General features: G+C 61.5%; 21 protein-coding genes. 3 read left to right on the top strand and 18 right to left on the bottom strand.

The window, feature by feature from the left end; genetic code table 11:
- Positions 1-4 precede the first annotated feature (4 nt).
- Positions 5-3,331, top strand: a complete 3,327-nt coding sequence (locus tag HJB84_RS18560; RefSeq protein WP_207581514.1) for an efflux RND transporter permease subunit — start codon at positions 5-7, stop codon at positions 3,329-3,331.
- 104 nt (positions 3,332-3,435) lie between these two features.
- Here the strand turns inward: HJB84_RS18560 and ureG are convergent, their stop codons facing one another.
- From ureG to HJB84_RS18470, 18 genes are all read right to left on the bottom strand, one after another.
- Complete coding sequence (gene ureG / locus HJB84_RS18555; RefSeq protein ID WP_207581515.1) at positions 3,436-4,047, bottom strand: urease accessory protein UreG; 612 nt, start codon at positions 4,045-4,047, stop codon at positions 3,436-3,438.
- Between the two features lie 90 nt (positions 4,048-4,137).
- A complete protein-coding gene (locus tag HJB84_RS18550) occupies positions 4,138-4,809 on the bottom strand; it encodes an urease accessory protein UreF (protein ID WP_207581516.1) in 672 nt (223 codons plus the stop codon).
- 6 nt (positions 4,810-4,815) lie between these two features.
- Positions 4,816-5,415, bottom strand: coding sequence for an urease accessory protein UreE (ureE, locus tag HJB84_RS18545; protein WP_221116559.1), 600 nt, complete (start codon positions 5,413-5,415; stop codon positions 4,816-4,818).
- Positions 5,416-5,502: 87 nt separating this feature from the next.
- The gene (locus HJB84_RS18540) at positions 5,503-6,366 is read right to left on the bottom strand and encodes a GGDEF domain-containing protein (RefSeq protein WP_221116558.1); all 864 of its coding nucleotides are present in this window, start codon (positions 6,364-6,366) and stop codon (positions 5,503-5,505) included.
- Positions 6,367-6,696: 330 nt separating this feature from the next.
- Complete coding sequence (locus HJB84_RS18535) at positions 6,697-7,368, bottom strand: TIGR02117 family protein (protein ID WP_207581519.1); 672 nt, start codon at positions 7,366-7,368, stop codon at positions 6,697-6,699.
- A gap of 33 nt (positions 7,369-7,401) precedes the next feature.
- Complete coding sequence (gene ureC, locus HJB84_RS18530; RefSeq protein WP_207581520.1) at positions 7,402-9,114, bottom strand: urease subunit alpha; 1,713 nt, start codon at positions 9,112-9,114, stop codon at positions 7,402-7,404.
- A gap of 3 nt (positions 9,115-9,117) precedes the next feature.
- Complete coding sequence (locus tag HJB84_RS18525; RefSeq protein WP_207584363.1) at positions 9,118-9,741, bottom strand: Urease operon accessory protein; 624 nt, start codon at positions 9,739-9,741, stop codon at positions 9,118-9,120.
- Positions 9,742-9,757: 16 nt separating this feature from the next.
- Complete coding sequence (locus HJB84_RS18520) at positions 9,758-10,165, bottom strand: lysozyme inhibitor LprI family protein (protein WP_207581521.1); 408 nt, start codon at positions 10,163-10,165, stop codon at positions 9,758-9,760.
- 12 nt (positions 10,166-10,177) lie between these two features.
- The gene (locus tag HJB84_RS18515) at positions 10,178-10,483 is read right to left on the bottom strand and encodes an urease subunit beta (RefSeq protein WP_207581522.1); all 306 of its coding nucleotides are present in this window, start codon (positions 10,481-10,483) and stop codon (positions 10,178-10,180) included.
- Between the two features lie 10 nt (positions 10,484-10,493).
- Complete coding sequence (locus HJB84_RS18510; RefSeq protein WP_207581523.1) at positions 10,494-10,745, bottom strand: DUF1272 domain-containing protein; 252 nt, start codon at positions 10,743-10,745, stop codon at positions 10,494-10,496.
- A 10-nt stretch (positions 10,746-10,755) separates the two neighbouring features.
- Positions 10,756-11,058 carry an urease subunit gamma gene (locus HJB84_RS18505; RefSeq protein WP_028743291.1) on the bottom strand — a complete coding sequence of 101 codons (303 nt, stop codon included), beginning with the start codon at positions 11,056-11,058 and terminating at the stop codon, positions 10,756-10,758.
- A 20-nt stretch (positions 11,059-11,078) separates the two neighbouring features.
- A complete protein-coding gene (locus HJB84_RS18500; protein WP_207581524.1) occupies positions 11,079-11,897 on the bottom strand; it encodes an urease accessory protein UreD in 819 nt (272 codons plus the stop codon).
- Between the two features lie 152 nt (positions 11,898-12,049).
- Positions 12,050-12,745 carry an urea ABC transporter ATP-binding subunit UrtE gene (urtE, locus tag HJB84_RS18495; protein WP_207581525.1) on the bottom strand — a complete coding sequence of 232 codons (696 nt, stop codon included), beginning with the start codon at positions 12,743-12,745 and terminating at the stop codon, positions 12,050-12,052.
- A gap of 224 nt (positions 12,746-12,969) precedes the next feature.
- Positions 12,970-13,725, bottom strand: a complete 756-nt coding sequence (gene urtD / locus HJB84_RS18490; protein WP_207581526.1) for an urea ABC transporter ATP-binding protein UrtD — start codon at positions 13,723-13,725, stop codon at positions 12,970-12,972.
- A 5-nt stretch (positions 13,726-13,730) separates the two neighbouring features.
- Positions 13,731-14,894, bottom strand: coding sequence for an urea ABC transporter permease subunit UrtC (gene urtC / locus HJB84_RS18485; RefSeq protein ID WP_207581527.1), 1,164 nt, complete (start codon positions 14,892-14,894; stop codon positions 13,731-13,733).
- Positions 14,891-16,543, bottom strand: a complete 1,653-nt coding sequence (gene urtB, locus HJB84_RS18480; protein WP_207581528.1) for an urea ABC transporter permease subunit UrtB — start codon at positions 16,541-16,543, stop codon at positions 14,891-14,893. The genes urtC and urtB overlap by 4 nt, the downstream gene beginning before the upstream one ends.
- A 115-nt stretch (positions 16,544-16,658) precedes the next feature.
- Entirely contained in the window at positions 16,659-17,951 is a 1,293-nt protein-coding gene (gene urtA, locus HJB84_RS18475) for an urea ABC transporter substrate-binding protein (protein WP_164014049.1), read from the bottom strand.
- A gap of 187 nt (positions 17,952-18,138) precedes the next feature.
- The gene (locus HJB84_RS18470; protein ID WP_221116557.1) at positions 18,139-20,043 is read right to left on the bottom strand and encodes a phosphatase PAP2 family protein; all 1,905 of its coding nucleotides are present in this window, start codon (positions 20,041-20,043) and stop codon (positions 18,139-18,141) included.
- Between the two features lie 178 nt (positions 20,044-20,221).
- Here HJB84_RS18470 and HJB84_RS18465 point away from each other — a divergent pair, with 178 nt between their 5' ends.
- Positions 20,222-23,608 (top strand): ATP-binding protein, encoded by a 3,387-nt coding sequence (locus HJB84_RS18465; protein WP_221116556.1) that lies wholly within the window; start codon positions 20,222-20,224, stop codon positions 23,606-23,608.
- On the top strand, positions 23,601-24,518 hold the full coding sequence (locus HJB84_RS18460; protein ID WP_207581531.1) for a response regulator transcription factor: 918 nt from the start codon (positions 23,601-23,603) through the stop codon (positions 24,516-24,518). The genes HJB84_RS18465 and HJB84_RS18460 overlap by 8 nt, the downstream gene beginning before the upstream one ends.
- The last annotated feature ends 14 nt before the right edge of the window (positions 24,519-24,532 follow it).

Here is a 24,532-nt window from a genome sequence, read left to right as displayed (position 1 = left end):
TCCGATGAATTTTTCAGCCTGGTCCATTCGAAATCCCATCGCGCCGCTCCTGGCCTTCTGCCTGCTGGTGCTCATCGGCATGCAGTCCTTCAATGCGTTGCCGATCACGCGCTTTCCAAACATCGACGTGCCGCTCGTTTCGATCAACGTGACGCAGAGCGGCGCTTCGCCGGCCGAACTCGAAATGCAGGTGACGAAGGAGATCGAAGACGCGGTCGCCTCCATCACCGGCATCGACGAAATCCAGTCGACAGTGACCGATGGCAGCTCGCAGACCGTCGTCATGTTCCGGATGGAAGTGCCGACGCAACAGGCGGTACAGGACACCAAGGATGCGATCGACCGCATCCGCAGCGATCTGCCGGCGACGGCCGAAACACCGATCGTCTCCAAGGTCGATGTCGAAGGCCAGGCGATCCAGACCTTCGCCGTTTCCTCGCCTGCCATGTCGCTGGAAGAGCTCTCCTGGTTCGTCGACGATACCGTCAAGCGATCGCTGCAGGGACAGGCCGGCATCGGCCGCGTCGATCGTTACGGCGGCGCAGAGCGCGAAGTACGCATCGAACTCACCCCTGGCAAGCTCGATGCCTATGGCATAACCGCCGCAAGCGTGAACCAGCAACTGCGCGGCACCAATATCGATCTCGGCTCCGGCCGCGGCCAGGTGGCCGGCAGCGAACAGGCAATCCGTGTTCTGGGCGATGCCCGCAACGTCGCCGAGCTCGCCGACACCACGATCGCGCTGCCGAACGGCCGCTTCGTCAAGCTGTCCGATCTCGGTGTCATCAAGGACACCTATGAAGAGCCGAAATCCTTCTCGCGCTTCGACGCCACGCCGGTTGTCACCTTCGGCGTCTTCCGCTCGAAGGGCGCCAGCGAAGTCAGTGTCGCCAAAACCGTAGCGCAGAGCCTCGACAAGGTCCGGACCGAAAACCCGAACGTGAAGATCGAACTGATCGACGATTCGGTTTATTTCACCTACGGTAACTACGAAGCCGCCATCGATACGCTGCTCGAAGGCGCGCTGCTCGCCGTCATCGTCGTCTTCCTGTTCCTGAGGAACTGGCGCGCGACGTTGATTTCGGCAATCGCCCTTCCGTTATCTGCGATCCCGACCTTCTGGATCATGGACATGATGGGCTTCTCGCTGAACCTCGTCAGCTTCCTTGCTTTGACGCTTGCGACCGGCATCCTCGTCGACGACGCGATCGTCGAAATCGAAAACATCGCCCGCCACATCAAGATGGGCAAGACCCCTTACCGGGCGGCGATCGAGGCCGCTGATGAAATCGGCCTTGCCGTCATCGCCACCACCTTCACCATCATCGCCGTCTTTGTGCCGGTTTCCTTCATGCCGGGTATTCCGGGCCAGTACTTCATTCAGTTCGGCCTGACCGTCGCCTTCTCCGTCTTCTTCTCGCTGATGGTCGCGCGCCTCATCACCCCGATGATGGCCGCCTATCTGATGCGCGCCGAAGACGGCGTCGACGATCATCACGACAATGACAGCCTGCTGATGCGTGGATACACACGGCTCATACGTGGCACGACCGGGCGCTGGTACACGCGTTATGCGACGCTGCTTGTCGCGTTCGGCTTCCTGGCCGGCTCCGTTTTGCTGCTCATGCAGGTTCCCGGCAGCTTTTTGCCACCGGAAGATGCCTCGCGCATCGTGCTTTCTGTCGAATTGCCGCCCAATGCGCGGCTTGACGATACCGAGAAGACGACGGATGCGATCTATGACAGGGTCAAGGATATCAACGGCGTCGAAAGCGTCTTCGTCCTCGGCGGCGCATCGCCGAAGGGCGATCTCGAATTGCGCCGTGCGACCATCACGCTCGCGCTTGATAAGCTCGACCAATCGCTGGTCAAGAAGATGGTCAATGACGGGCTCGGCCACATCCCCCTCATCGGTCCGATGCTGCCGAAGGTGGAAGTCCACGGCCGTGAACGGCCGCAATGGGATATCGAAAAGGAAGTTTTCGCCAAGCTGCGCGACATTCCCGACGTCCATATCCTGAAACTCAACGATCGCGGCGAACGCGACCTCGCCTTTAACTTCCTCTCCAAGAACGAGAAAGACCTGAACGACGCTGTCGGCGTTCTGGAATCCAAGCTCCGTGCCGATCCGCTGCTTGCCAATGTCAGCGCCGACGGCGCCCTGCCCCGTCCGGAACTGCAGGTTTATCCGCGCAAGGACGAAGCCGCACGCCTCGGGATCACGCCGCAGCAGATCTCCGAAACGATCCGTGTCGCCACAATCGGCGATGTCGATGCGGCTCTTGCCAAGATCTCGCTCGACGATCGCCAGATCCCGATCCGGGTCCAGGCGGCGGTTGACATGCGCCGTGATCTCTCGGCGATCCGTGCATTGAAGATCCAGACCGCCAGCGGCGGCACCGTTCCGCTCTCAAGCGTCGCCGATATCAACTACTCGGAAGGCGTAAGTTCGATCAAGCGCAACAACCGTTACCGCGTCGTTTCGATCGGCTCCGACCTGCCGCAGGGCGTAGCACTCGACACGGCTTCGGCCCGCTTCCGCGAGATCGTCAAATCAGCCAATATCCCGGCCACGGTGCATCTTGCCGAAAGCGGCGACACCAAGGTGCAGAGCGAGATGCAGCAGAGTTTCGTCAACGCCATGTTGATGGGCCTCCTGCTGGTGCTGACAGTGCTGATCCTGCTCTTCAAGGACGTGATCCAGCCCTTCACCATCCTGCTCTCGCTGCCGCTCGCCATCGGCGGCGTAGCGGCGGCTCTGATCATCACCAGCAACCCGCTGTCTATGCCGGTCATGATCGGCATCCTGATGCTGATGGGTGTCGTCACCAAGAACGCCATCCTGCTCGTCGATTTCGCGATCGAGATGCGCCACCAGGGCATGGCCCGCGTCGAGGCGATGGTCGAAGCCGGCCGCAAACGCGCCCGGCCGATCATCATGACTTCAATCGCCATGTCGGCCGGCATGCTGCCTTCCGCGCTCGGCGTCGGCGAAGGCGGCTCGTTCCGCGCGCCGATGGCGATCGCGGTGATCGGCGGCATCATCGTCTCGACGGTGCTCTCGCTCGTCGTCGTGCCCTCCTTCTTCCTGATCATGGACGATCTGTCCCGCCTGCTCGGCTGGATGTTCGGCCGCCTGGTCGGCAGGAAGGACAATGAGGAGCTGCCGCTGTCGCGCGAGGATCTCACTCGCGTCACCCGCGAGAACCGCAGCGAGATCGACTCGCTGGAGGAGCGGCTGACCGCGATCGAAAAGCCGGAAAGCAAGCGCAAGAGCGCCAAGGGCAACGACACCAACGTGCTGCGCCTGCCGCCCTTCGCAGCGGAATAAGCAAAGCCCAGAAAATCAACGGGCCGGGAGCACTCTCCCGGCCCGTTTCGTTTTGCCGTTTCGCTGCTATCAGCGACGTCGATCTTTTCCGCCAGATCTGGTCGTCAGAGCCCCCCCTGCTCTCTGAGGAAGCTGACGATCGAGCTGACGCCGTCGCCGCGTTTCATGTCGGAGAAGACGAAGGGGCGCGCCGCGCGCATGCGCGTGGCATCCCGATCCATTACCTCGAGATCGGCGCCGACATAGGGCGCCAGATCCTTCTTGTTGATCACGAGCAGGTCCGAGCGGGTGATGCCGGGGCCGCCCTTACGCGGGATCTCCTCGCCTTGGCAGACGGAGATGACATAGATGGTGATATCGGCAAGATCGGGCGAAAAGGTTGCCGCCAGGTTGTCGCCGCCGGATTCGATGAAGACGACGTCGAGATCGGGAATTCGCTGGTTAAGGCCGGCGATCGCCTGGAGATTGATCGTCGCGTCCTCGCGAATGGCGGTATGCGGGCAGCCCCCGGTCTCGACGCCGACGATGCGGTCCGAAGTCAGTGCCTGCATGCGCACCAGGGCCTCGGCATCCTCGGTCGTGTAGATGTCGTTGGTTACAACCGCGACGGAATAGTCGTCGCGCATCGCCTTGCAGAGCTTTTCTGTCAGCGCCGTCTTGCCCGAGCCGACCGGCCCGCCAATGCCGACCCGCAAAGGTCCGTTTCTTGATTTCATGTGCCTTACTCCAATCGAACCCCGATGATAGCGACGCTGCCATCGCACGCCACCGTCAAATGACGCAGTCGCAGTGATAATTTCGAACCATCACGAGCGGAACAGCCGCGTCGCCTGGGTCTCGTGGCGCAGGCCGGCAATATCGGCCTGCACCGTTGCCGAGCCCAGATCGTCAAGCGAGGAGGCTGCCGCCCGCCGGGCGACTTCCGCAATACGCTCTTCGAGGCCGGCAAGCACGGCAACACCGTCCCTCTGGCCGGCGACGCCGAGGCGGATGCCGGATGAAACCGCTTGTGAGACATAGGCGTGCAGGAAGGCAGCAAGCGCCTTCTCCGGCTCTATGCCGTGTGCACCCGTCACCGCCCCGACCGCAACGGGATAAGCGACCTTGTCGGGCAACCTATCGAACACGCCGTCCGGCCAGGCCCGCGCCGCCGCCAGGAACGCCTCGCCAAGCAGCATGATTTCCTGATGGCGCTCGCGCGATCCGGCAAGTGCGGCGGCGAGTGCGGCGATCTCGACAAGGCGCACGGGTTCTTCCTGACACCTGTGGCTTTCGGCCAGCAGTACCGCATCGTTCCAAACCGAACCATGGCCGATCAGCGTGCCGATCCAGGCCGCAAGCGAGGCCGCATCAGTGACCAGCCCGTCGGCCACCGCCCGCTCCAACCCGCCCGAATAGGCAAAGCTGCCAATCGGAAAAGCCGGCGAAAGCCATGCCGTTAGACGCAGCAATGCGTGCAGCTCACGATCCCTGGTCATTAGGTTTCAGTCGTGCTTGTGGCCGTGATGTCCGTGATCATGATCATGGTCATGGTCATGACCATGATCGTGGCGGTGCTCATGCTCATGCTCGTAGCCATGTTCATGATCGTGGTCATGACCCTGGTTAGGAATGTGCCCGTGATCATGATCGCGCTCATGCGAATGGCCGCCATGGGAATGATAGGCTCCCCGTGCAGGCTGGAACGGCTCATCGATATCGAGGACGGTGGCGCCGAGGCCCTGCAGCATGGTGCGGATGACATGATCGCGCAGGATGACGATGCGGTCTTCCTCGATCTGGGCTGCGAGATGACGGTTGCCGAGATGCCAGGCAAGCTCGACCAGGTGCATGCGGTTGCGTCCGCGAATTTCGAAGAGCTTCTCATCAGCCGCGAGAATCTCGATCAGTTCGCCGTCGTCGCGCACCAGCAGGTCGCCGTTGGCGAAAAGCACCGGGTCCTTGAGATCGAGCATGACCATCTCGCCATTTTCCAGATGCAGCAGCTTTCGGCGCAGATGGCGCAGATCGTGCGGCAGTTTGACCTGGACGGTCGGATGGGAGGACGGGGTTCCGGCGGGGAGATAGGAGGTAACGCGCTGCATGATATGTCCGTTTTGCTGAGACGACGACCATGCAAAATAGCCTTTCCCGATGCAAGCACCAATGGTCTTTGTGCGCGTGTCGGGCTTTTATATTCCGTAAGCCTGCATCATGTTGTCGCCCTCGGTTCCCCTGCCCTCGGCATCGGGGCTATTGTCGACGAGCCCGTGCCATGCATGATGCAAGCCTTCCCGCTCGTGTACGACGCGATTGCGCCCGAGCGCCTTGGCGAGATAGAGCGCCCGGTCAGCCGAAGCGTAGACCGCCTGCTTGTTGCGCCCGGCGGCGAGGTCGGCAACACCGCCGGAAACGGTGATGCGGATATCGTGCCCCTCGGCCGCGATGGCGCCGCTTGCGATCCGGGCTCGAACACCTTCGACGCGTTCCATCCGCGCCTCCAGCGGCTCGCCGGCGACGATGACGCCGAACTCCTCCCCACCCAACCGTGCCACGACGGACATCTCATCGAAGGCGGATATGAGCATCGCCGAGACCGCGGTGATGACGGCATCGCCGCAGGCATGGCCGAAGCGGTCGTTGATCGCCTTGAAGCGGTCGACATCGAAAACAACAAGCGAGGCGTTGCCCTCGGTGTTTTCAAGCGCCTCTGTGAAAGCGCGCCGGTTCAATAGTCCGGAGAGCGTGTCCGTTCGGCTGAGTTTTTCAAACTCCGCCCGCGACAGCGTCAACTCATGCAGGGCAAAACCGGCGGCCAGCGATAGCATGCCGGAAACCGTCCCACCAACGAGCCAGGAAAAAATGGCTCCGAAGCCGATCGCGTGCGCGAGTGTCATCGGTAGCAGCCCGAAAAAGCCGAGCGGCGGTATCGTCAGCGAAATGATAACGCCGGAGAGAATGACTGCAAGAAAGCTCATCTTCAACGCAAAGAGATAGACATTCCTGCGATGTTGAAAATTGCCGAAATCGGCCTGCAGCGACATCCAGTTTCTCATGAGAATCGACCTTCCTGCCCGGCGTTTCAAGACATTGATAAGAGCCGAATTGCTGCGGGTGTCTTAATCGACTCGTTAAAATTCGAACGGTTTTAGACGATTCGGTGGACAGATTTTTTCTAGCAGGAGATGCAGCCTTCCAATCCCTGAATCGGACAGTACGCAGACACACTTAGGCGATTGATTTAAAACAGATTTACGGGGTCAGGGAATGGGGCTGTTTCAGAATGATCTATCTGGAGAAAATACCGGTTTCTTCAACGATTTTTACAACCGAATGGAGAGTGCCCTTCACAATTCACTTTAAGAGCGGGACGGCCATCGGCTGCCTCAATTGTAGACAGCAACAGACAATCGCAATGATTGTGGAAACGCGTTCCACAAGCCGGTCCGAAGCCCCGCAGAGCGCAGCGCTGCAGCCGTCCAGGTGTTACAGCCGAAGAGGGCGTTGAAATATCCCTTGGCCTCGAAGAACCGGTCGATTTCGCCGTAACCTGCATCCGGGATCGGCACCACCGAGCCCGCGTCGCGAACGAAGCTGTCTGAGATAAAATTGCGCAGCCGCGCCAATTGATCGTCACTGACATCGAATGGCGCAACACTGGACTGCGGCTCGGTGATATGACCGGCAAGGTCCACATGCAGGACCGAACGGTCGATTGTCAGCGCTCGCAGCACCGGCAGCGGTTTCAGCTCCGCCCAGGTCGGGGTTTCCAGATAGAAGGCGCGGCCGCCCCAGCCGACGATGAGCCATTCCGCATCCGGATGGCCGAGCGGAAAACCGTCATCGACGAGAAAGGAAAAGGCACTCCGCGCCTCCTCGTCGAGCGGAATTGCAATATCGGTGTGGATCGGTCCCGACAGCAGGAGAATCCGATGCGTCGCGGCCACAGACGACGCCTTGACCGGGGCAATCAGCGGCCGGGGAATGAAGCTTCCGCAAGCCACCAAAAGCACAAGCAGGAATACGATCCGTAAAACCCAGCGGATGCCTGTTCTCATCGGAACCGTCCGGGACGCACGGAGCGAGCCGGCCTAAAACAGGAAATAGCGCTGCGCCATCGGCAGCACCGTCGCCGGCTCGCAAGTCAGCAATTCGCCGTTTGCCCTGACCTCATAGGTCTCCGGATCGACCTCGATCTCGGGTGTCAGGTCGTTATGGATCATCGATGCCTTGGAGATGCCGCCGCGCGTATTCTTCACCGCGACCAGTTGCTTGGCGACGCCGAGCCGGCCCCTCAAGCCACCGTCGAGCGAGGCCTGGCTGACGAAGGTGACGGAGGAATTGGTGAGGCTCTTGCCATAGGAAGCAAACATCGGCCGGTAGTGCACCGGCTGCGGCGTCGGGATCGACGCGTTCGGATCCCCCATCGGCGCGGCGGCGATCGAGCCACCGAGCAGCACCATGTCGGGCTTCACGCCGAAGAAGGCCGGATTCCAGAGCACCAGGTCGGCACGCTTGCCGACCTCAACCGAGCCAATCTCATGGCTGAGGCCATGAGCGATCGCCGGATTGATCGTATATTTGGCGATATAACGGCGGACGCGGAAATTGTCGTTATCGCCCTTTTCCTCCTTCAGCCGGCCGCGCTGCCGCTTCATCTTGTCGGCCGTCTGCCAGGTGCGGATCGCCACCTCGCCGACGCGGCCCATGGCCTGGCTGTCGGACGAGATGATCGAGAAGGCGCCGATATCGTGCAGGATATCCTCGGCGGCGATCGTCTCCTTGCGGATGCGGCTTTCCGCGAACGCGATATCCTCGGGGATCGACGGCGACAGATGATGGCAGACCATCAGCATGTCGAGATGTTCGGCGATGGTGTTGACCGTATAGGGCCGGGTCGGGTTGGTAGACGACGGAATGACGTTCGGCTGACCGCAGATCTTGATGATGTCAGGCGCGTGCCCACCGCCCGCCCCTTCCGTGTGGAAAGCATGAATGGTGCGGCCCTTGATGGCACTGATCGTATCTTCGACAAAGCCGCTTTCGTTCAGCGTATCGGTGTGGATCATTACCTGCACGTCATATTCGTCGGCGACCGACAGGCAGCAATCGATAGCGCCTGGCGTCGTGCCCCAATCCTCGTGCAGCTTCAGCGAGGTGGCGCCGGCCAGCACCATCTCGGTCAGCGCCCCCGGCAACGACGCATTGCCCTTGCCGGCAAAGGCGAGGTTCATCGGGAAGGCGTCGGCCGCTTCGATCATGCGCGCGAGATGCCAGGGACCGGGCGTGCAAGTGGTGGCAAGCGTGCCGTGCGCCGGTCCCGTGCCGCCGCCGAGCATGCAGGTCATGCCTGACATCAGCGCTTCCTCGATCTGTTGCGGCGCGATGAAGTGAATATGGCTGTCCATGCCGCCAGCAGTGACGATCTTGCCTTCGGCGGCAATCGCCTCCGTGCCCGGACCGACGATGATATTGACGCCAGGCTGCATATCGGGATTGCCCGCCTTGCCGATCGCAACGATGCGCCCGTCCTTAAGCCCGATATCGGCCTTGTAGATGCCGGAGTGATCGACGATCACGGCATTGGTGATGACGGTATCGACCGCACCATCCGCCCGCGTCACCTGGCTCTGGCCCATGCCGTCACGAATGACCTTGCCACCGCCGAACTTCACCTCCTCGCCATAGGTGGTGAAGTCCTTCTCGATCTCGATGAAGAGTTCCGTATCCGCAAGGCGCACCTTGTCGCCGGTGGTCGGTCCGAACATGCCGGCATAGGCGGCGCGCGAGATCTTGTAGGGCATCCATCAGGCTCCATGGGAGGAAGAGATAAGCGTTTCCCCGCTAAGCCGCTTGAGGCGGCCCGCGGCAATATAGGCATCGACAAGCTGCCTTTCGGCGGCAAACGGGTGCCATTCCCAGCCGACATGACCGAACCCGGCAAGCGTCACCTCGGCATCGGCATAGCTGTTCAGCACCTCGGCAATGACGATCATGCCGCTGCTCGGCACAATGTAAGGCGCCGGCGCGAAGGCCGACAGCGAGGCATCGACAGCCTCGTGGACCGCCTTGCCGATGACGACATGCGTCTTGCCGGTATCAGCGCAGAAGGCAGTGAATTCATCCGTATAGTCGTCGCAGAAATCGTCGAGTTCCGGATGTGAGACGGCAAGCGGCGCCCGCATCGCGGCGAATTTTTCCGGATCGCGCACACTCCAGATTTCGCGCGCCGAAACGACGCCGGGATGGGCACGCCATTGTGGCGAACCGAGCATCGCCTTTGCCGGCCGGCCGGTATTGCAGACCGCGACGGCATCCGTGCGGCTGCCGCCAGCCCCGTAGGAACGGCAATCATTGAAACGGATGACGAAATCAGCGGCATCGATGACGCCTGCCTCTTTCTCTGCGATCTCGCCATTGCCGACGATCATGATCTTCTTGGTCACCTTAGTTGCTCATCGTGTCTTCAAGCTCTTTCAGCTCTTTCGTGCGTTTGTCGGTGATGTCGGCGAGACATCCAACAACCAGCATCGGCTCCAGCGTGCCGCCGCGGGCCTGAAAGCCGAAGGCATCGCATTCGGCGTCGCGATAATCGATCCAGGCGCGCTGAGCCTTGACCAGCGCCTGTTCCGCACCTTTCATGTCGCCATCCAGATCCTTGTCGATCGCCACCATGGCGGCACGCGTCTTCTTATATTGCGCATTCAGCGCCTTGTCGGCGGTCTCGTGACGCGCCGCCTCGCAGGCGGTCATCTCCGATTGCGTCTTCGGATTGTTGCAATCGACATCCTGAGCGGAGGCGGTACCAGCCGCTACCAGCATCGCCGCCCCGATGAGGCAAATGTTCAAGCGCATGCGCCTCTCCCGTTAAAGCTTGCCCATTACCAACTGACGGAAGCCATAGACTTCGCGCTTGCCGGAAAGCGGGATGAGCGTAACCGAACGCGTCTGCCCCGGCTCGAAGCGCACGGCCGTTCCCGCCGGAATATCGAGCCGCGTGCCATGCGCTGCCGCGCGATCGAAGGAGAGCCCGGCATTGGTCTCGGCGAAATGATAGTGGCTGCCGACCTGCACCGGCCGGTCGCCCGTATTGGAAACATCCAGCGTCACCGTCGGCGCGCCGGCATTCAGTTCGATGTCGCCGCTTGCGGCAATGATCTCGCCTGGAATCATCTCGTCCTCCTTAAGCCGCCTTGGGCGCGCAGCCCTCGGCCTTCAGCACACGCTTTGTCGACGCCGGGTTTTTGACGAGCATCGCCGCCGGCCGAATAGGCCTGACAACGAGATTGCCGCCGCAGTTGGGGCAGACACCCTTCAGCACGTCGTCGACGCAATCGGCGCAGAAGGTGCATTCGTAGGTGCAAATCCGTGCCTCGGTGCTCTCCGGCGGCAGATCCTTGTCGCAGCATTCGCAGTTGGGCCTGAGTTCGAGCATCCCTGTCTCCTTACCGAATCGGTTCGTGCACGGTGACGAGCTTGGTTCCATCCGGGAACGTCGCCTCCACCTGCACGTCATGGATCATCTCGGCAATGCCCTCCATCACCTGGTCGCGGCCGATCACATGGGCGCCGGCCTCCATCAGCTCGGCGACAGGACGGCCGTCGCGGGCGCCTTCGACGACGAAATCGCTGATCAGCGCGATCGCCTCGGGATAATTCAGCTTGACGCCACGCTCCAGCCGCCGCTGCGCCACCATCGCCGCCATGGATATCAGCAGCTTGTCTTTTTCTCTCGGAGTGAGGTTCATCGTCTACCTGCCTATTGAACTCATAGATTCCAGACTTTCGGCACAGGCGCACCATTGCGCAAGGCGGAAATGACCGGGATCAGGATTTTTCTAAGTGCAAAGCCGTCGGCCGCTGCAAGACGGACGACGAGCTTGCCATCCCAGGCGCTCGCACCGCCCATCGATCCTTCTATGAGCGGCCGCACCCTGCCGAGATAGGCTTCCGAAAGCGGCCCGGCATAAAGCAGCGTCGCAAAGGCCACCTGTCCGCCGAGCACCGCCTGCCGCGCCGCCAGTGCCGAGACACCTTCGGAAAGTCTGAGCTCTTCGGCGTGGATCAGTTGACCCGAGCGTCGGATGCGCCAGCGGTCGCGAAACAGCCCGGTTTCCACCGTCTCGCCCATCGCCTTGCGGCCGAGCAACACAGCTTCGACGGCCAGAAATTCGGAGCCTTCGTCAAGATCGACATCGAGCCTGCGGAAAAGTGCGGCCCGATCGAAGAGGATCGTTTCCTGCGGCAGCCAGTCGACCCTCGCTTGGGCTCCGACCTTAATGCTGGTCGTCACCTCGGCCGTGCCGGCCGACGCCTTGTAGATCTTCTCGCAGGCCTGGGTGGTGACGTCGATCTTCGTGGCGGGACCGGCCACGACGCTCCAGTCCATCCGGTCGCCGCCGGTCAGCCCGCCTGCTGTGTTGATGATGACGGCTTCCATCGAGGCATCGAACGTATCGGGCAGGCGGATCTTCGCCGCGCCCTCCTGATAGAGTTCACGCAGACGCGTGCGGCCATCAAACAGCTTTGCCGCCAGATGCCCGCGTCCCTCCGCTCTTTGCGGTCTCGTCCCTGCCGCCGCAATCATCGTACCGTCCCTTTCGGTCGCGCCACCGGTTTCATTCCATCGCGCGGATAACGGAAAGCAAGCAAGTCCCATGCCGTCCAGGGATACCCGCAGCGGAGCTGGAAGATTTGAAAGGCGCTCTGCTAGCTGCCGAAAAATGCAGCATTTGCCGATCAGACGGTCAGGTGACGGCGGGCCTCCGGCGTATCCAGCGTTTCGGCAAGGCCTTCATGCACGATCTCGCCCCGATCCATGATGTAGACGTAATCGGCAAGCTCCCGGCAAAAGTCGAGATATTGCTCGACAAGCAGAATCGCCATGCCGGTGGAATCGCGCAGGTAACGGATGGCCCGGCCGATATCCTTGATGATCGACGGCTGAATGCCCTCGGTCGGCTCGTCGAGCACGAGAATCCGAGGCCGGGTCACCATGGCGCGTCCGATCGCCAGTTGCTGCTGCTGGCCACCGGAAAGATCGCCGCCACGACGCGATAACATCGACTTCAGCACCGGGAAGAGACTGAAGATGTCGTCGGGAATATTCCGGTCGCCGCGGCCAAGCGGAGCAAAGCCGGTTTCGAGATTTTCCTTGACTGTCAGCAGCGGGAAGATCTCGCGCCCCTGCGGCACATAGCCGATGCCCTGCTTGGCGCGGGCAAAAGGCGGCAGGCCATTGAGTCTGGTATCATTGAAGGTAACGGTGCCGGCCGACAGTGGATGCTGGCCGGTCACGGCGCGCAGAAGCGAACTCTTCCCCACGCCGTTCCGCCCCAGCACGCAGGTGATCTTTCCCATCTCCGCCTTGACGGAGATGCCACGCAACGCCTGGGCGGCGCCATAGTGCAGGTTTACGTTTTCGACTGTCAGCATGATGCCGTCTCCAGAATCTTTGTGGGTCCCCAAAAGACCCCTCCCCAACCCCTCCCCACAAGGGAGAGGGACAAGCTCGGAGCTACCGTCCCACTTCCCAAGAGATCATAAGAAAGCTGGCAATCGTAGTGATGAGCGAGCGCCCAGGTTAAGCCCCTCCCCCTTGTGGGGAGGGGTTGAAGAGGGGTGACACACCCACCAACATTCAATCGACGCATCATCCCTCACCGCCCCAGATAGTTCTCGATCACCTTCGGATCGGAACTCACAAAGTCGATTGATCCCTCAGCCAGGACCGAGCCTTCGGCAAGGCAGGTCACCTTGACGCCGAGGTCGCGGATGAAGCCCATGTCGTGTTCGACGACGACGACCGAGCGGGTCCTGGCGATGTCCTTGAGCAGGATCGCCGTTTCCGCCGTCTCCGCATCCGTCATCCCGGCCACCGGCTCGTCGACGAGCAGGAGCTTCGGCTCCTGCGCCAGCAGCATGCCGATCTCCAACCACTGCTTCTGCCCATGCGAGAGGTTGGCGGCGAATTCGTCGCGCCGATACGTCAGCCGCACCGTTTCGAGGATTTCTTCGATGCGTGCTTTGTCCCCGCGCGAAAGCCGATAGAACAGCGTCGAGAACACGCCGCGGCGGCGGTTCAGCGCCAGTTCCAGATTGTCCCAGACCGTGTGGCTTTCGAAGACCGTCGGCTTCTGGAATTTGCGGCCGATGCCGAGCTCGGCGATATCGGCCTCGTCCTTTTTGGTAAGGTCGATCATGCCATTGAAGAACACTTCACCCTCATCGGGCCGCGTCTTGCCGGTGATGATATCCATCATCGTGGTCTTGCCGGCCCCGTTCGGGCCGATGATGGCGCGCAGTTCGCCGGGCTCGATCACGATCGACAGCGAATTCAGCGCCTTGAAGCCGTCAAAGGAAACCGAGACGCCGTTAAGATAAAGCACGCTGGTGGGTTTGACGTCGGGGATCATGCTGCTCACTCCGCGGCCTGGATTTTAGGTTCGATGCCGTCTTCCTGCGCCACCGGTGGGGCAGCCTTGGAGACGGCTTTCCGCCTGCCGAGATATTGGGCGATCGTGCCGACGACACCCTTTGGCAGAAACAGAGTGACGGCGACGAAGAGACCACCGAGCGCAAACAGCCAAAACTCCGGGAAGAGGCCGGTGAAGATCGTCTTGCCGCCATTGACGAGGATCGCGCCGATGATCGGTCCGATCAGCGTCGCCCGTCCGCCGACCGCTGTCCAGATGACCACTTCGATCGAGTTTGCAGGAGCGAATTCGCCGGGATTGATGATGCCGACCTGCGGCACATAGAGCGCGCCGGCAATGCCCGCCATCATCGCCGAGACGACGAAGGTGAAGAGCTTGAAATGCTCGACGCGGTAACCGAGGAAGCGCGTGCGGCTTTCGGCATCACGCACGCCGACCAGCACCTTGCCGAACTTCGAACGAACGATCGCCGAGGCAAGCAGCAGCGACAGCGCCAGCAAGACCGCGGTTGCCGCAAACAGGGCTGCACGCGTGCCGTCAGCCTGGACGTTGAAGCCGATAATGTCCTTGAAATCGGTCAGGCCGTTATTACCGCCGAAGCCCATGTCGTTACGGAAGAAGGCCAGCAGCAGCGCGTAGGTCATCGCCTGGGTGATGATCGAGAGATAGACGCCGTTGACGCGTGAGCGGAAGGCGAACCAGCCAAAGACAAAGGCGAGCAGGCCGGGCACGACGAGCACCATCAGCGCCGCAAACCACAAGTGGTTGAAGCCGTACCAGAACCAGGGCAGATCCTTCCAGTTCAGGAACACCATGAAATCGGGCAGGATTGGGTCGCCGTAGCTGCCGCGGGTGCCGATCTGGCGCATAAGATACATGCCCATCGCATAACCGCCGAGCGCAAAGAAGGCACCGTGGCCGAGCGAGAGAATGCCGCAGAAGCCCCAGACGAGATCGAGCGCCAGCGCCAGCAGCGCATAGGTCAGATACTTGCCGAACAGTGACATGATATAGGTCGGCACGTGCAGCGGATTGGTCGGCCCGGTCATCAGGTTCAGCACCGGCACGAGAACCGCGACCAGAAGCAGCAGGGCGATGGCAATGACGATCTTACGATCGAGTGATCGGAGAAGGAAGGCCGTTATCATGCTTCCACCGCCCTTCCTTTGAGTGCGAAGAGTCCGCGGGGACGCCTCTGGATGAAGAGAATGATGAGGACGAGCACCAGGATCTTACCGAGCACGGCGCCGGCGAAGGGCTCGAGGAACTTGTTGACGACGCCGAGCGACAGCGCCCCGACCAGCGTGCCCCAGAGATTGCCGACACCGCCGAAGACGACCACCATGAAGCTGTCGATGATGTAGGATTGGCCGAGGTTCGGCGAGACGTTGTCGATCTGGCTGAGCGCCACCCCGGCAATACCGGCAATGCCCGAACCGAGCGCGAAGGTGAAGGCGTCGACCCAGCCTGTGCGGATGCCCATCGACGATGCCATGCGGCGGTTCTGCGTGACGGCACGCATCTGCAGCCCGAAAGCTGACCGCTTGAGCAGCAGGAGCAGCGTTACGAAGACGACCATCGAAAAGACGATGATCCACAGTCTGTTCCAGGTGATGGAGAGCCCGCCGAGATCGAAGACACCGGACATCCAGGTCGGATTGCGGACCTCGCGGTTGGTTGGGCCGAAGATGCTGCGCACGGCCTGTTGCAGGATCAGCGACACGCCCCAGGTGGCGAGCAGCGTTTCGAGCGGGCGGCCGTAGAGATAGCGAATGACGGCGCGCTCGATGACAAGGCCGACGAAGCCGGTAAAGACGAAGGCGGCAGGCACGGCAAAGGCAAGCGAATAGTCCGCCACACCGGGAAAGGTCGAGGTAATGTATTCCTGCACCACGTAGGTGGTGTAGGCGCCGATCATCACCATTTCGCCATGCGCCATGTTGATGACGCCCATGACGCCGAAGGTGATGGCAAGGCCGATCGCGGCAAGCAACAGCACCGAGCCGAGCGACAATCCGTACCAGACGTTCTGGACGACATCCCACAGCGCCAGGCTGCGATTGATCGTGCTGATATCTGCCTGGATCGCCGGCTTCAGATCATCGGGCGCAGTTTCGAGTGTGGTCGTGAGAATGGTCAGTGCATCACGATTACCGCGAGCTGCGATCGTATCGATCGCAGCCTTCTTGTCTTCGACGCTCGCATCCGTCTTGAGCAGCAGCACTGCGCGCGCCGCTTCCATCGTATTCTTGATCTCGGCGTCCTTTTCAGCCGCAAGCGCCGCGTTCAGCAGGTCGAGATTGGCGGGATTGGCGTCTTTCAGCAGGCCCTGCGCCGCCGCGAGCCGCGCCGAACGGTCCGGGCTCATCAGCGTCAGCTGGCTGGTGGCGGCGCTGATGACGCCGCGAAGTGCATTGTTGATCTTGACCTTGGTCATCAGATCCGGATCGACATCGGCAGCGGCTTCGCCGGTGATCGGATCGGAATAGGTCGGTTCGTCATCGGTGCCGCCCTGGAGGAGCACTGGGCCGCCATCGGAATTGACGTAGAGAAAGCCGGTGCTCAACTGCTGCAGGATCTGGCTGACATGCGGGTCCTTGGAGGCGACCAGCGCCTTGATGGCCGCCTCGCGTTCCGGGAAGTCGCCGGCGCCGAGCGCATCGATGAGCACGTGGATATCGTCCTCTGCCCGAACTTCGCTCGATGTTGCCAGGCCCGGAAATGCGAGGCCGGAAAATGTCAGGCCCGAGAACGTCAGGCAGAGCGTGATGAGGAAAATCTTTATGGCGCGATACATCAGCTTTCTCGCCCTTGAGTGTGTTGGCCTCGCGGCGCAATCGCTGGGACGGAGCTTCCGCCCGGTATCAAACCCGGACGGAAGTCTTCAGGCAATCATCTGACCGGGGTCGTACTCAGGAACCCTTGCCGCCGCACTTGCCGGTAGCGACGTTGAAGTTGCCGCAGGACATCGGCTTGCGCCAATCGGAGATCAGGTCCTTGGAATCAGGCAGGTAATCGGACCATTCGTCGCCGACCACGGCGGGCGTCTGCTGGACGATTTCGAACTGGCCGTCGGCCTGGATTTCACCGATCAGCACTGGCTTGGTGATGTGGTGGTTCGGCATGACGGTCGCATAACCGCCGGAGAGGTTCGGAACGCTGACGCCGATGATGGAGTCGAGAACCTTGTCGGTATCGGTCGTGCCGGCAGCCTGGACGGCCTTAACCCATGCGTTGAAGCCGATATACGCAGCCTCCATCGGGTCGTTCGTCACGCGCTTGTCGTTCTTGGTGTATGCGTGCCAGTCCTTGATGAACTTCTTGTTGGCCGGGCTTTCGACCGACTCGAAATAGTTCCAGGCAGCGAGATGGCCGACAAGCGGCTTGGTGTCGAGACCGGCAAGTTCTTCTTCGCCGACCGAGAAGGCGATGACAGGAATGTCGGTTGCCTTGATGCCCTTGTTGCCCAGTTCCTTGTAAAACGGAACGTTGGCGTCGCCGTTGATCGTCGAGACGACGGCGGTCTTCTTGCCAGCCGAACCGAATTCCTTGATCTTGGAAACTTCGGTCTGCCAGTCGGAGAAGCCGAACGGCGTGTAGTTGGTCATGATGTCTTCTTTCGGAATACCCTTCGAAATCAGGTATGCCTCGAGAATTTTGTTGGTCGTGCGCGGATAGACGTAGTCGGTCCCTTCAAGAACGAAGCGCTTGACGCCTTCTTTTTCCATCAGGTAGTCGACGGCCGGAATGGCCTGCTGGTTCGGAGCAGCACCGGTGTAGAAGATGTTGCGCGAGGATTCTTCGCCTTCATACTGCACGGGATAGAAGAGCAGCGAATTCAGCTCTTCGAATACCGGCAGCACGGATTTGCGCGAGGACGAGGTCCAGCAACCGAAGACGGCGGCAACCTTGTCCTTCTGGATCAGTTCACGGGCCTTTTCGGCAAACAGCGGCCAGTCGGAAGCCGGATCGACGACGACGGCCTCGAGCTTCTTGCCGAGAAGGCCGCCCTTTTTGTTCTGCTCGTCGATGAGCATCAACATGGCGTCTTTCAGCGTGGTTTCGGAAATCGCCATCGTGCCGGAAAGCGAATGCAATACGCCGACTTTAATCGTGTCCTCGGCGGCCACCGCGCCGTGGAATGCGGCCGATGCCGCCATGACGGCACCGAGCGCAGCGCCGGTGATCGTGGATCTGAGATTCATCTGGTTGAGCCCCTCTTCTTGTTCCGCAACAGGCCGGAAACGGAATTTAACTGTTGCCGAGGGGACTATCGGGTGCTGCATCGCAAAAACACATACGCAAAATGACGTAGGCGCGGGGGCAAACGGACAGATCGAAGAAAGCGGCATCCCCCCAGCGGGAGATGCCCTGTCGGTTCTATGCGAAGAATTATTCGTCGATCGTCAAGATGACGGCTGTCGGGCCGTAAGAGAGGCTGGCCTTGTGTTCGGAAACGGTGACCTTACCCAAGGTGCCGACGACACCACCCGCCTTCAGGATCTCGATCTTCGTTCCGGGTATAGGGGTAATGCCATCGGCAAGCGTCACCTCGAGATCGCCGGCGAGCGCAGCCTTGCCCTCGACGGCCAGCGTGCCGGCGCCGTTCGCGCCGAGCGCCAGCTTTACCGTTGCATGGGCGAGCTGCTGATAATCACCGCCTACGATCAAAGGCTTGTCTGCCGCCACGACGAGCGAACCGCCATTGACCGTAAGGGCGCCGGCACCGAAGGCCGAGGGCGATCCAGCCACCAGCGCGCCGTCTTCGAGCACGGTGCCACCAGCATAGCTGTTGGCGCCCGAAAGCCCGAGAGTGCCGCTGCCGCGTTTTACCAGCCTGCCTTTGCCGGCGATGTCGTTGCGCCAGGTATCGATCGAATTGAAGCCGCCCTTTGCCGCGTCCATCGTCACGGTGACATCCTGCTCGAAGGCACCGTAACCATCGGCGGCGGCAAACAGGTTGAGACGACCGTAACCTTCCGCATCGTCAATGAGCGGATAACCCGAGGCGATTTCGGTGGTCTTCAGCACGTCGCGGCGCTGTTCGACGTCGAGATAGGGCAGGCGCGTTTCGAGAAGCGCTTCAGCGCCCTGCGGCACGCGAGCCGGCTGATCGGTCGCATGGATCGTCGGCATTCCGTAGCTCAGGCGCTGCAGCACGTAAGCGCGATTGGCGTCATGATCGGCAAAACGGTCTGCGGCGAGCGGCGCCGCATGCGCGGCGACTGCAAGCGCGCCCGCATCGGCAACGCCTGATTTGGCGAGGAGCCATGACTGTGCCCGGGTGTACGCATCGCTCTTCAGCGCGGCATTGTCGGCCTTGTTCAGATTATAGACGACCGTCGCAGTGCCGAGCATCCGGCCACCCATCACGTCGAGAGGGGAATGCATGCCGGCGAGGATGCGATCCTCGCCCAGTTCGCTGGCACGCGTGATCATTTCCTGAAAGCGCTGCGGCACGAGATAGGCCATGGCAAGCGCATCCCGCCAGGCTTCCGCCGTATGCCCGCTCGGGAAACCGCCGTCCTCGACCGGCTTGCCGCTCTTGGCCGGCTCAAGCGTCGGGACGACCGACACGTCCTGGCTCCAGCGATAGGGGCGGCCATATTTGAAATAGCGCTTGGCGGGTTCCGTCGAGCCGTCACCGCTTGCGGCGTTGATGAAATCGATAGCAAGGCCCATGTCCGGGTTTGCATCGGTCTTGTTTTCCGTATCCGGCTTGCTGCCGGCGCCGCGATTGTTGCCCCTGTCGTCATATTTGACCGTCGTTGCATCAGCCGCCACTTCGGTGATCGTGGTGGTCTGCTTCGAGCCGGCTTTCCAGGCATCCGTCAGCGGACCGAGGCCATCGACGATGCTAGCATTCTTGCCGCGCCGGTCGTCGAGATAGGCGGCCACCGCCTGATCGGCCGTCCGCGCCCGCGTCGCATTGACGACATAGGCGATGTTGGCGTCATGGACGGCTTGGTTGACGATATGGCCGTCGGTCTTGCTGGAGGGAATGCCATCCCAATCCGTCTTGGCGACCGCCGGGCAATTGTCCTTGGCCGGGGCTTCGACACCTGCATCGACGAAGGACGTGCGCGGGGTCCAGATTTCAAGGAAGCCGGAGAGGAGGTGAACGGCGGCGTTGGTGTCGACCGTCGAGAAGCAGGCGTCCCCGCGCTTGTTGGTGTTTCCGGCTTCGGCATAGGGCGCTTTCGCCGCCGTGGCCTGATCGGCGCTGGCAAACGAAGGCACGATGGAAACAAGGCAGACGAGGGCGGTGCTCAGGCGGCAAAGGCTTAAAGCAGACATGGAATACCCGAAATAGTTGAACGAACGCGGGGAGAGGTAGAGTTCTTGTGTGACAGGTCAATTTCAAAAATATTGCCATTCTGTGAACCACCCGGCGTCCGCCTCTTGCCTTTCCGCTCCATCCCGCCAAAACTCGCTGGAAGACGATGAGCCCCAACCGGAATGCTGAAAGGAAGACATGGCAGCGCGCCAACGCATCATTCCGGTAAGACGCGAATACAATCGCTGGGTCGCCAACCAGACGCTGGAAGATTATGCGTTGCGCTTCACCGCAAAGAGCGCACGCCATTTCTCTTCGCAACGCATCTCGCAGACGGCGATCGGCGCAATCTCTTTCCTGGCGCTCGAGGCGATCGGCGGCGCAATCACCCTCTCCTACGGCACCACCAACGCCTTTTATGCCATTATCGTCGCCAGCATCGCGATGCTGGCGATCGGCCTGCCGATCAGCCGCTACGCCATCCGCCACGGCGTCGACATCGATCTTCTGACGCGCGGCGCCGGCTTCGGATATATCGGTTCGACCATCACCTCGCTGATCTATGCGAGCTTCACCTTCATGCTGTTTGCGATCGAGGCTTCGATCATGTCCGGCGCATTGGAGCTCACCCTCGGCATCCCGCTCTGGATCGGATACATCATCAGCGCCGTCATGGTGATCCCGCTGGTGACGCATGGCGTGCGGCTGATCAGCAAGTTCCAGCTGATGACCCAGCCCTTCTGGATCGTGCTGAATATCCTGCCTTTCATCTTCATCGCCTGTTTGGACTGGGAAAAGTTCGATCTCTGGCGCGCCTTTGCCGGCATCCGCCATGCCTCCGGTCCGCCAGGCACCGTCGCCGATTTCGATCTGGTGGAGTTCGGTGCTGCCTCTGCCGTCATCCTGGCGCTGATGTCGCAGATCGGCGAACAGGCCGACTTCCTGCGTTTCCTGCCGCCGGACCCGCAGCGCAAGTGGCGCCATCGCCTGGCTGTTTTTCTCGCCGGACCCGGCTGGGTCATTATCGGCGCGCCGAAACTGCTTGCCGGCTCCTTCCTCGTCGTGCTGACCTTTGCCTCGGGCGTGCCGCTTGATCGTGCCGCGGACCCGGCGCAGATGTATCTGACCGCTTTCGGCTACATGGTCCCCTGGCACACCGCTGCGCTGTTGTTGATGGCCGCCTTCGTCGTCATCTCGCAGTTGAAGATCAACGTGATGAATGCCTATGCCGGCTCGCTCGCCTGGTCGAATTTCTTCTCGCGGCTGACCCACAGCCATCCTGGCCGCGTCATCTGGCTAGTCTTCAACGTCGCGATCGCCCTGCTTTTGATGGAGCTTGGCATCTACCGGCTGCTGGAGGAAACGCTCGGCATCTTCTCGATCATCGCCATGGCCTGGCTCTGCACGATCTCCGCCGATCTTTTCATCAACAAGCCCCTTGGCCTCGCTCCACCCGGCATCGAGTTCAAGCGTGCCCATCTCTACGACATCAACCCGGTCGGCCTCGGCGCCATGACGCTGTCGGCGACGGTGTCGCTGATTGCCCATTTCGGTGCCTTCGGCGAGATCGCCGCCTCGCTCGCTCCCTATATCACCCTCGTCATCGCGCTGATCGCCTCGCCGGTGCTCGCTTGGGCGACGAAAGGCAAGTTTTACCTCGCGCGCAAGCCGCGACACGGTTGGAAGAACCTGACGAACATCACTTGCTCCGTCTGCGAACACCCGTTCGAGCCGGAGGACATGGCCTGGTGTCCGGCCTACGCCGCGCCGATCTGCTCGCTCTGCTGCTCGCTCGACCGCCGCTGCCACGACATGTGCAAGCCGGCCGCCCGTTTCAACGCGCAGGTCGGCACCGTCGCCAAGGTACTGCTGCCCGACGCCATTCTGGGGAAGCTGACGACGCGACTCGGCCGCTACGGCATCGCCGTCGTGCTGGCCTTGACCGCCATCGGCGCAATCCTGGCGATGATCGCCCATCAGGTCGCCGCCGCCTCGCCTGAAACAGCCGAGGTCGTCAACCGCACTATCCTCATCGTCTTCTTCGTCTTCTCGGTGATATCAGGGGTCGTTTGCTGGTTCTATGTGCTCGCCCATGACAGCCGCGTCGTCGCCGAGGAGGAATCCTCGCGCCAGAATACGCTGCTGCTCAAGGAGATCGCCGCCCACAAGAAGACCGACACCGCCTTGCAGAGCGCCAAGGAGACGGCAGAGGCCGCCAATCGCGCCAAGAGCCGCTACGTCGTGGGCTTGAGCCACGAACTGCGCACGCCGCTCAACGCCGTGCTCGGCTATGCCCAGATCCTCGAGCGCGACGAAACCATCCCGGCGCCACGTCAATCCTCGATCAAGGTCATCCGCCGCAGCGCCGAACACCTCTCCGGACTGATCGACGGCCTGCTCGATATTTCCAAGATCGAGGCCGGCCGCCTGCAGGTCTACTCCAATGAGATCAACATCCAGGATTTCCTCGACCAGATCGTCGATTTGTTCCGCCCGCAGGCGCAGGCAAAAGGCCTCGTCTTCATCCACGAGCGCTCGCCGACCTTGCCGCAATTCGTCCGTACCGACGAAAAGCGGCTGCGCCAGATCCTCGTCAACCTGCTCTCCAATGCCATCAAGTTTTCCGACGAAGGCAGCGTCACCTTCGATGTGGGCTATCGCAACCAGGTGGCGACCTTCACCGTTGCCGATACCGGCCGCGGCATCACCGAGGAAGATCTTCCCCGCATTTACGAACCCTTCCAGCGCGGCGAGGCCGAAAGCGTGCGGCCGATGCCGGGCCTCGGCCTCGGCCTCACCATCACCCGGCTTCTGACCAACACGCTCGGCGGCGAGATTTCGGTTTCGAGCGTCAAGGACGAGGGCTCGACTTTCCGCGTCCGTCTCATGCTGTCGGCCGTCATGCGCGCCGTGGCCGCCGCGCCGCAGGAGAAGCGCATCGTCGGTTATGACGGCCCGCGCCGCACGCTCGTTATCGTCGACGATAACGAAGACCATCGCGAGATGATGCGCGAAATCCTGGCACCCCTCGATTTCATCGTACTGACGGCGGCGGGCGGCGCCGAATGCCTGACGCTGATCGAAGGCATCATGCCGGACCTCTTCCTCGTCGATATCCTGATGCCCGGCATGAACGGCTGGCAGCTCGTCTCGCGTCTGCGCGAGGCCGGCCAGACAGCGCCGGTGCTGATGCTCTCGGCCAATATCGGTGATGCCGCTGTTCTCAGCGACAGTGACGACAGCCACAATGATGCGATCGGCAAGCCGGTCGACATCCGCCAGCTCCGCGACAAGCTCGCTTTGCATCTTGGGTTGAAATGGGTCTATGCCGACGCCGCACCCGCAGTTCCCGTTAAGACCCAAGTGCCGATGCCGAGCCCAGGTGCTGCCCATGTGCAGGAATTGCTGCGGCTCGGTGAGATCGGCTATATCAGAGGCATCGAAGCCAAGCTTTCGGACCTTGCCAGGGTGGAGGCAAATCAGCCATTCACCGAGAAACTTCGCGCCTATGTCGCCGCCTTCGATCTCGCCGGCTTCATGACCTTCCTGCACGACTTCGACGAAAAGGTGGAACCCATTGGCTGAGCCGGCCCTCCCTCGCGACATCGTTCTGCTCGTCGACGACTCGCCCGAAGCGCTCGGCTTCCTGACCGACGCGCTCGAACAATCCGGCTTTTCCGTACTGATCGCCACGTCAGGCACCGCGGCCCTGGGTATCGTCGAGCGCATCACCCCCGATCTCATCCTGCTCGACGCCGTCATGCCCGCCATGGATGGCTTCGAGACTTGCCGCCGGCTGAAGGCGAATGCCGCGGTGGCGCAGGTGCCCGTCATCTTCATGACCGGCCTGACCGAGACCGAACATGTCGTGCACGCGCTGGAATCCGGCGGTGTCGACTATCTCAGCAAGCCGATCAATATCGACGAACTGCGCGCCCGCATTCGTGTCCATCTGCGCAATGCTCGCTCGGCCCAAAGCGCCCGCGTCGCGCTCGACGCAGCCGGCCGCCATTTGCTGGCCGTCAAAGGCGATGGCGCCATCCATTGGTCGACGCCGCAAGCAACACGGCTCGTCAACGCCGCCATGGGCAGCGACGACGGCATGGAAATCGTCGTCCGCCATATCGCGGGCTGGATGCGCGACCGCGCAGCCGCAGTGCGCGACAGCGTTATCTCTATCGCCCATGCCGGCCAGGCGGCGCTGCAACTCGCCTTCCTTGGCGCAATCGGGCCTGACGAATATCTCTTCCGCCTGACCGCCGCCAACCAGCGGCGCGACGACGAGGCACTGCGCCAGCGCTTCTCGCTCACCCAGCGCGAATCCGAAGTTCTGCTCTGGATCGCCAAAGGCAAGGCTAACCGCGACATCGGCGAAATATTGGGACTGTCGGCGCGCACGGTGAACAAGCACCTCGAACAGATCTACGTGAAGCTCGGCGTTGAGAACCGGGCGTCAGCAGCCGTCAAGGCCACGCACGTGCTGCACGAGATGTGAGGACGGGACGACAA

The sequence above is a fragment of the Rhizobium sp. NZLR1b genome, from assembly GCF_019685155.1.
Classification (GTDB): domain Bacteria; phylum Pseudomonadota; class Alphaproteobacteria; order Rhizobiales; family Rhizobiaceae; genus Rhizobium.
Note: the sequence above shows the minus strand (reverse complement) of the source record. Positions and strands in the feature narration are given on the sequence as shown.

Excerpts from the sequence above, each read along its gene's own strand:
- HJB84_RS18515 (WP_207581522.1), bottom strand. The coding sequence starts at position 10,483 with ATGATTCCAGGCGAGATCATTGCCGCAAGCGGCGACATCGAACTGAAT.
- HJB84_RS18525 (WP_207584363.1), bottom strand. The coding sequence starts at position 9,741 with ATGATCGTCGGCAATGGCGAGATCGCAGAGAAAGAGGCAGGCGTCATC.
- urtB (WP_207581528.1), bottom strand. The coding sequence starts at position 16,543 with ATGTATCGCGCCATAAAGATTTTCCTCATCACGCTCTGCCTGACGTTC.
- HJB84_RS18560 (WP_207581514.1), top strand. The coding sequence starts at position 5 with ATGAATTTTTCAGCCTGGTCCATTCGAAATCCCATCGCGCCGCTCCTG.
- HJB84_RS18550 (WP_207581516.1), bottom strand. The coding sequence starts at position 4,809 with ATGACCAGGGATCGTGAGCTGCACGCATTGCTGCGTCTAACGGCATGG.
- ureE (WP_221116559.1), bottom strand. The coding sequence starts at position 5,415 with ATGCAGCGCGTTACCTCCTATCTCCCCGCCGGAACCCCGTCCTCCCAT.
- urtA (WP_164014049.1), bottom strand. The coding sequence starts at position 17,951 with ATGAATCTCAGATCCACGATCACCGGCGCTGCGCTCGGTGCCGTCATG.
- urtD (WP_207581526.1), bottom strand. The coding sequence starts at position 13,725 with ATGATCCCCGACGTCAAACCCACCAGCGTGCTTTATCTTAACGGCGTC.
- HJB84_RS18510 (WP_207581523.1), bottom strand. The coding sequence starts at position 10,745 with ATGCTCGAACTCAGGCCCAACTGCGAATGCTGCGACAAGGATCTGCCG.
- urtC (WP_207581527.1), bottom strand. The coding sequence starts at position 14,894 with ATGATAACGGCCTTCCTTCTCCGATCACTCGATCGTAAGATCGTCATT.
- HJB84_RS18500 (WP_207581524.1), bottom strand. The coding sequence starts at position 11,897 with ATGATTGCGGCGGCAGGGACGAGACCGCAAAGAGCGGAGGGACGCGGG.
- HJB84_RS18505 (WP_028743291.1), bottom strand. The coding sequence starts at position 11,058 with ATGAACCTCACTCCGAGAGAAAAAGACAAGCTGCTGATATCCATGGCG.
- HJB84_RS18535 (WP_207581519.1), bottom strand. The coding sequence starts at position 7,368 with ATGAGAACAGGCATCCGCTGGGTTTTACGGATCGTATTCCTGCTTGTG.
- ureC (WP_207581520.1), bottom strand. The coding sequence starts at position 9,114 with ATGCCCTACAAGATCTCGCGCGCCGCCTATGCCGGCATGTTCGGACCG.
- HJB84_RS18470 (WP_221116557.1), bottom strand. The coding sequence starts at position 20,043 with ATGTCTGCTTTAAGCCTTTGCCGCCTGAGCACCGCCCTCGTCTGCCTT.
- HJB84_RS18540 (WP_221116558.1), bottom strand. The coding sequence starts at position 6,366 with ATGAGAAACTGGATGTCGCTGCAGGCCGATTTCGGCAATTTTCAACAT.
- urtE (WP_207581525.1), bottom strand. The coding sequence starts at position 12,745 with ATGCTGACAGTCGAAAACGTAAACCTGCACTATGGCGCCGCCCAGGCG.
- HJB84_RS18520 (WP_207581521.1), bottom strand. The coding sequence starts at position 10,165 with ATGCGCTTGAACATTTGCCTCATCGGGGCGGCGATGCTGGTAGCGGCT.
- HJB84_RS18465 (WP_221116556.1), top strand. The coding sequence starts at position 20,222 with ATGGCAGCGCGCCAACGCATCATTCCGGTAAGACGCGAATACAATCGC.
- ureG (WP_207581515.1), bottom strand. The coding sequence starts at position 4,047 with ATGAAATCAAGAAACGGACCTTTGCGGGTCGGCATTGGCGGGCCGGTC.